At 65.6% G+C, this 6,595-nt stretch carries 8 protein-coding genes; 6 read left to right on the top strand and 2 right to left on the bottom strand.

The genetic code is table 11. The annotated features are described in order from the left end of the window. Positions 1–33 precede the first annotated feature (33 nt). Together AC4FAH_RS07185 and AC4FAH_RS07180 are read right to left on the bottom strand one after the other, a co-directional pair. Positions 34–387 (bottom strand): hypothetical protein, encoded by a 354-nt coding sequence (locus tag AC4FAH_RS07185; RefSeq protein WP_052384715.1) that lies wholly within the window; start codon positions 385–387, stop codon positions 34–36. 336 nt (positions 388–723) lie between these two features. After that, on the bottom strand, positions 724–1,560 hold the full coding sequence (locus tag AC4FAH_RS07180) for a hypothetical protein (RefSeq protein ID WP_287020781.1): 837 nt from the start codon (positions 1,558–1,560) through the stop codon (positions 724–726). 258 nt (positions 1,561–1,818) lie between these two features. Here AC4FAH_RS07180 and AC4FAH_RS07175 point away from each other — a divergent pair, with 258 nt between their 5' ends. The 6 genes from AC4FAH_RS07175 to AC4FAH_RS07150 form a co-directional block, all read left to right on the top strand. Further along, the gene (locus AC4FAH_RS07175) at positions 1,819–2,328 is read left to right on the top strand and encodes a PepSY domain-containing protein (protein ID WP_286987947.1); all 510 of its coding nucleotides are present in this window, start codon (positions 1,819–1,821) and stop codon (positions 2,326–2,328) included. Between the two features lie 136 nt (positions 2,329–2,464). Then, positions 2,465–3,163 carry a response regulator transcription factor gene (locus AC4FAH_RS07170; RefSeq protein ID WP_043334723.1) on the top strand — a complete coding sequence of 233 codons (699 nt, stop codon included), beginning with the start codon at positions 2,465–2,467 and terminating at the stop codon, positions 3,161–3,163. Next, entirely contained in the window at positions 3,160–4,524 is a 1,365-nt protein-coding gene (locus AC4FAH_RS07165; protein ID WP_043334721.1) for a sensor histidine kinase, read from the top strand. The genes AC4FAH_RS07170 and AC4FAH_RS07165 overlap by 4 nt, the downstream gene beginning before the upstream one ends. A 341-nt stretch (positions 4,525–4,865) precedes the next feature. Then, positions 4,866–5,531: an ankyrin repeat domain-containing protein gene (locus AC4FAH_RS07160; RefSeq protein WP_286987948.1), complete on the top strand. Its 666-nt coding sequence runs from the start codon at positions 4,866–4,868 to the stop codon at positions 5,529–5,531. A gap of 26 nt (positions 5,532–5,557) precedes the next feature. Continuing rightward, positions 5,558–6,055 (top strand): hypothetical protein, encoded by a 498-nt coding sequence (locus AC4FAH_RS07155; protein ID WP_287020780.1) that lies wholly within the window; start codon positions 5,558–5,560, stop codon positions 6,053–6,055. Next, positions 6,052–6,595: retropepsin-like aspartic protease family protein (locus AC4FAH_RS07150; RefSeq protein WP_490245817.1), on the top strand; the 544-nt coding region annotated here is incomplete at its 3' end. The genes AC4FAH_RS07155 and AC4FAH_RS07150, both read left to right, overlap by 4 nt.

Here is a 6,595-nt window from a genome sequence, read left to right as displayed (position 1 = left end):
TGTGAGACGCTCAGCGGTCTCTGGCGTCAGGGCTTATTCCTTGACCTGATACTCACCGTCCAGCGTCTCGGTGCTGCTGCCGTCTTCACGCGTGGCATCACGCGAGTAGTTCTGGCGGCCACTGGCCTTGTCCTGGGCCTCCTGCATGCGCTGCTGCATCTCGCTCATGCGCTTTTTCATGCGACGGCGGATGAAGGGCAGCATGATGATGCCGAGTACCATCATCACCAGCGCCGCGAACAGGCTGAAGATCATGACCACGCCACCGATCAGCCAGGCGGCGACCAGCTTGAGGCCGGACAGGCCATTGGAGGGGCGTTGGTTGCCTGCATTGGCCTGCCATTGGCGAGCCTGGTTCCACAGAGTGTTGTGCTGTTGGCCTTGCATGTGTCTTCTCCACGATAGAGCCGGGCCGTCAGGCCGGGCGAGGATGACCCGATAGGTGAAAGTGGGTGGTCGGGGATATCGGGTCAGGAAACAGGGGTATTGCCCTCCCGGCGCAATGGGCATTCGTGCTCTGGGCCGGGGGATGGGTAAGTGGGGCTCGATGCGACGCACTTTTGCATGAGGCGCTTGATGGCATCGGGCGGCCGGTTGACTCGTTCAGCATCGAAGTTGGCATCGTTGCCGTCAAGCGACTTCGGCGTTGATCCAGCGCTGGATGTCGGGTTCAGTCCCTGAACCACTTCAAGGCACGGCGGCTGGACAAGCGGGTCGATCAGTTCACGGCCGATAATCCGGATTCATGGACACGCTGGCGGCGAGGTTGAAAGCATTGCCCGGCAGCGGCATGTTCAATGTCATCCGTTGCGGCCTGCCTTGCGCATCGCGCCCGTGAATCTGAATGGCGTGCGCAGCGACTTCGACGCTCTGTACACTCTTGATGCCGTCGACAGCGGCAAAATTCAAGGTCTGGCGCATGCTGTCGCCATCGATGGCCTTGTCGCCGGGCGCGGAATCACTCTGGCGCAGCGCTTCGCTGATGAATTCTCCATCGGCGAGATTGATGGCCAGTTCCATCTGCCACCCATTATGCCCCCAGCCCGTGAACTGAACATGATCGTCGCGGATATCCATCTTACTGAATTCCATCATGCCCTTGCGACTGGCGTGGATCATCATCTGCGTGAGCAGCTCTGGCGCGAGCCCTTGAGTAGATGCGGCGTCAGAGATATCTGTCGGCGGCTTTCCGGCTGTGCGGGAGGCGGCCGTGTCCAGCGTGCTACCCCCGGCATCATCGCCGAGCGTGGCGTGCGCCTTGCCGTCATCTGAGTGCTCGCTGGTCGAGGGCCCATTTGCAGAGAGCCCTGCGGTCGAGAGTTCTGCCGCCGACAGCTGATGGCGCACCGGCAGGTCCTCGATGCCGTTGGCATAGGCGGGAGCCGAACCCAGCATCAGGCCGAGTGCGCTGACGCCCAGGCCGTGTCGCCAGTGCTGGACTGCGCGGCTGGCGAGCGAGAAGCGCGACGGGGCGGCGCCTGCGGCCGAGGACGGCGGCTGTCGGGATGCGGAGTCTGATTCACGAGCGGGAGCAATACGGGACGCGGCTGATGGGGACATGACACCCTCCTCAAGGATGGCTGGGCATGGCGCTCACTGTGGGCCAGGCGACCTTGCGCGACGCTGAGACGTGAATTCATCTGAGGTTCATTGCCTCCTGTCAGTCTCTGCATCACAGGGTCAGTGGTTGCTCTCGCGTTGGTCCGCGTTGTTCCAACGCAGGTTTGATTGCACATTCCGTTGCTAGATTGAGCGCCACGCGCAAGCGCCCGCCTTGGGCGCACACCAGCCCCGCCGTCATTCACGAGGTTCCTCTTCATGCAGACTCCCCACAAGGCTCAGCCAGACGCCCGTGCAGCGCGTGGCAGTCAATGGCGGCAACGCTATGTCTGGCTGTGCCTCGGGCTCGGGAGCCTGCTGGTCGGTGCGCTGGCACTGCCGCCGCATGCGCTGTGTGACAGCGAGCGCTGGCGCAGCCTGCACGACGAAGTCGCCGCCGGACGTGTCATCTCGTTGTCCGAGCTGCTCGATAGCCTCGAGCGCGACTGGCTGGGTCAGGTAGTCGAGGTGGAACTCGAAGAGACGCATGGCGAGCTGATCTATGAGGTCGAGATGCTCGGGCCGCAGGGCCAGATGGCCAGATTCACCGTGCGCGCCTCGGATGGCAGTCTGCGTGAGGTGCGCGGCGTCAATCTGGATGCCATGCGTCGCGCTGGCAGCGGTTCCTTGTCTGAGCCTCTGACCAAGCCCCTGACCAGGCCCCTGCCCGAGACGGACGACACGCCACTGGTGACTGACGGCGCCAATGCCGAGGTCGAGAGTCAGTAAGGCGAGGCAGGCAGTGCCAGCGCAGGCCGTGACAAGGGCGCCGAGGGTGCCTGGCGGCCCTGAGGAACGGTATGCTAGTGCCATTGTCCATTGCGCCACCGGTAGAACGCCGCTTGCGTCAGGAGCCCGAGAATCGATGAAGATATTGCTGGTTGAAGATGACATGCCGTTGGCTGAAGCGCTGATGGCGCGCCTGGGGGAAGCCGATGTACTGGTCGAGCATGCCACCACCGGGGGAGATGCCGACTTTTTGATCCAGACCGAGAGCTACGATGCCGTAGTGCTGGATCTCGGCCTGCCGGACGGTGATGGCACGCGCTGGCTGGCCCAGTGGCGGGAAGCCGGCATCGAGGTGCCGGTGCTGGTGCTGACCGCGCGCGAGCGCTGGTCTGACAAGGCCGCCGGCTTCTCTGCCGGCGCCGATGATTACGTCACCAAGCCCTTCGAGACCGCCGAGGTCATCTTCCGTCTGCGCGCCCTGGTACGGCGCTCACGCGGCCATGCCCACCCCGTGCTCAAGCTGGGTGATCTGGCCTGCGACACCCACGGCGGTACCGTCAGTCTGGCGGGGCGCCCCGTGTCGCTGACCGCTCAGGAAACGCGCCTGCTGATGCACCTGATGCACGCCGTGCCCGGCGTGGTCAGCCGTTCTGAACTGGTCGAGCATGTCTATGACCGCGACCACGAACCCGATTCCAACGTCATCGATGTGCAGATCAGCCGTCTGCGCCGCAAGTTGGGTGCCGAGCGCATCGAGACGCTGCGCGGGCGTGGCTATCGTCTGCGTGATCCGGACGCCGAGACACAGACGCCGGCGGATGGCAGCGACGCATGAAGCCACTGTCCGTCGGCCGCCGCTTGCTGGGCGGCTCGCTGGTCATTGCCTTGATCGTCATGCCGCTGACCGGGCTCGGTCTGGCCTGGAGCTTCCGTGACGCCGTGACTACCGCCTTCGACCAGCGCCTGCTGTCGCTGTCGAAGGTACTGATCGCCGCCATCCAGTTCGACCGCGAGAAGGGCCGCCCCGGCCTGACACGCTCGCTGGGCGACCCGCGCTTCGATCAGGCCTATTCGGGCTGGTACTGGCAGATTTCCGATCGCAACGGCAATGTGCTGACGTCGCGCTCGCTGTGGGACCAACGCCTGCCGCCGCTGGAAGACATGGACAAGGGCGTCATCATCAGCCGTGACCTCAAGGGCCCGCGCCATCAGGTGCTGCGCTCCCTCGAGCGCGATATCCGCCTGCCCGGCCGCAACCAGCCGCTGCACGTGATGGTGGCGGCCAGCCGTAGCGAGGTCGACGCCGAGGTCGCGCGCTTCGAGTGGCTGCTGGCGGGTGCGCTGGTGGCCTTGGCATCGCTTTTGGTGTGCGGCTCTGCCGCGCAGATCAGCTGGGGGCTGGCGCCTCTGCGGCGTCTGCGGGCTCGCCTCAAGAAGGTCGCCGATGGCGAGGCGGAGCGGCTGGAAGAGACCCGTCTGCCGCCGGAGCTGACCGAGCTGACCCGCGCCATCAATGCCGTGCTCGAGCGTGATCAGCGCTTGATCGAGCGCGGTCGTGCGGCGGCCGGCAATCTGGCGCATGCCCTCAAGACGCCGGTCAGCGTGCTCAAGGCGCAGTCCGAGCGCTTCGACGGCGAGGACCGTGCGCGGATCGACGCCGAGCTCAAACGCATCGATGAAGCCGTGCGTCACCACCTGGCGCGTGCCAGTGCCGCCGGTGGCGCGCATCTCAGCGGGCGCATCAGCCTGCGTGAGGCGGCGGGGCCGGTCTTCGAGGGGCTCGGGCGCTTGGCGAGTCGGCGTGGCATCACGCTCAGTCTGGCGCTGGAGGACGACGCCAGCGTGCGGGTCGACCCGCAGGATCTGCAGGAAATGGTCGGCAACCTGCTCGAGAACGCCTTGCAGTGGGCTCGGCAGCAGGTGCGCGTCAGCAGCGAGACCCGCGATGGCGGCGTGCTGTTGATCATCGAGGACGATGGCCCCGGCATGAATGAAGAAGAGGGCGCTGCCGCGCTGGGGCGTGGGGCGCGTCTTGATGAAGGGCGCTCCGGTTCCGGTCTGGGGCTGGCGATCGTCGATGATCTGATGGCGCTCTACGGGGGCGAGCTGGCACTGGAGCGCTCCAGTCTGGGCGGCCTGGCGGCACGCGTCTGGCTGCCGAGCTCCCCGCTGGTCGGGGCGCAGCCGAAGGAGTGACAGGGCGCCGCCTCGTTTATCGGCGGTCTTGTCTTGATAGCTCAGCGCTATCACAGCCATCCCGAGAGATGATTGGGCGCGGCCAGGACGACACCGTATTCTGACGGTGTCCGGCTGGCAGCCGGACGGGCTTCGTTTCTGAGTCTCGTCTGCCGCGCCCTGCGGTGATGACGAACTGGCGCTCCTTCGGGAGCGCTTTTTTTTGCCTGTCATTCACCACGCCATGCCTGATCGACGATGCTCAAGGCGCCGATTGAACGCTGGCGGGGCTAACGGTCACGCTCAGGATCGCATAGGCTGTCATAGAGTAAGCATCCGTTGCCGGGCGTCAGGAGGTGGTGATGAAGGACATGACAATGTGTGCTCAGCATGGCGATCTGGAGGGCCTGGCACAGGCATTGGCCGCTCCCGATGCGCACGAGCGAGTCAATGACGTGGATTATCGTGGGCGCTCGCCATTGCTGGTCGCGGTGCAGGCCAATCAGCCGGAGGCGGTGGAGGCCCTGCTGGCCGCCGGCGCCGATTGCGAGCAGACCGATGCCCTGCACGACACGCCCCTGCTGGCCGCGGCCGCGCTCGGCTATGGCCGCTGCCTGAGCCGGCTGCTGGCGCATGGCGCCTCGGCGACGGTGCTCAATCGCTTCTCTTCCACTGCGCTGATGTCGGCCAGTGAGCGTGGTCATGCCGATATCTGTCGTCAGCTGCTCGAGGAGACCGATGTCGACGTCAATCACCAGAATACGCTCGGCTGGACGGCACTGATCGAGGCCGTGTTGCTGGGGGATGGCGGCGTTGACTATCAACGGGTCGTCGAGCAGCTGCTGGCCCACGGTGCCGACGTCAATCTGGCGGACGCCGAAGGTGTCACGCCGCTGGCGCATGCGCGCTGGCGCCAGTTCGATGCGCTGAGCGAGAGGCTGGAAGCGGCCGGTGGACACGAGCAGGGCGTTGCTCATGATGTGAGTGACGACGTCCAGGCCCGCACCTCGACACCGCGTCGTGCATGATGGCGCCGACCACAAGGAGGCATCGCATGGCGTTGACCTGGGGACTGATCATCATCGGCATCGCCTTGCTGCTGCTCGGCGGCTATCGCTGGCAGCAGGCGCAGTCCTTCGCCCGCAACAGCGCACAGGTGATGGGCGAGGTCATCAACCACGACCGCACGCTGCACGTCGAAGGGCGTGGCCCGATCCATCTGCCCAAGGGTGGCAAACTCAGCGAGGATGAGGCCCTGGCGATGGCGGGGCTGCCGCCGGGCGGGCGCTTCAATATCGAGTCGATCCAGTATGCGCCCGTGGTGCGCTATCAGGATCAGCGTGATGGCTGGCACGAGATCATCTCGCCGCTGGCGGTGCCCTCGCCGACACCCGCCGTGGGGGAGAGCGTGGCGCTGGTCTATCGCCTCGATGCCCCGCATGAGGCCAGCCTGCCGGGGACGCGCGGCTGGCTGATCGGGGTGCCGTTGATTCTCGGCTTCGCACTGTGCGCCGTCGGCCTGCGTCTGCTGTTGCGGGGTGGTGGTGCATGAGTGATTCAGGGGGCGGGGCCGGCGGCGCGACGCGCCGTTATGGTGTCGGCATGCTGGTGCTGTGCTGGGCGCTGATTCTCGCCATGCTGGTGTGGTGGTTTCAGGGCCAGCTTGATGAGCGCACCCGGCCCAATGCCTCGCTGGCTGGCCAGTCGCTGTCATCTGGCGAGCCACTGATGCTGTCGCGCAATCGCTCAGGGCACTTCGTGGCCCCCGGTACGATCAATGATCAGCCGGTGACCTTCCTGCTCGATACCGGCGCCACCTATGTCTCGGTGTCCGAAGCGCTGGCCGAGCGCCTGCAGTTGCCACGCGGGCGGGATGCGCGCTTCACCACCGCCAATGGCGTCAGTCACGGTGCCCTGACCACACTGGATACCGTCAGTCTGGCGGGACTCAGCCAGCGCGAGGTGCGCGGGGCCATCGTGCCGGGCATGCACGATGAGGTGGTGCTGCTGGGAATGAGTTTCCTGGGGGAGTTCGATATCAACATGCGCGGTCAGCAGATGACGCTGACGCCGGTGGATGGCGCTGGCGGCG

The sequence above is a fragment of the Cobetia sp. genome (genome assembly GCF_983723665.1).
This window is presented reverse-complemented; position numbering and strand designations above follow the sequence as displayed.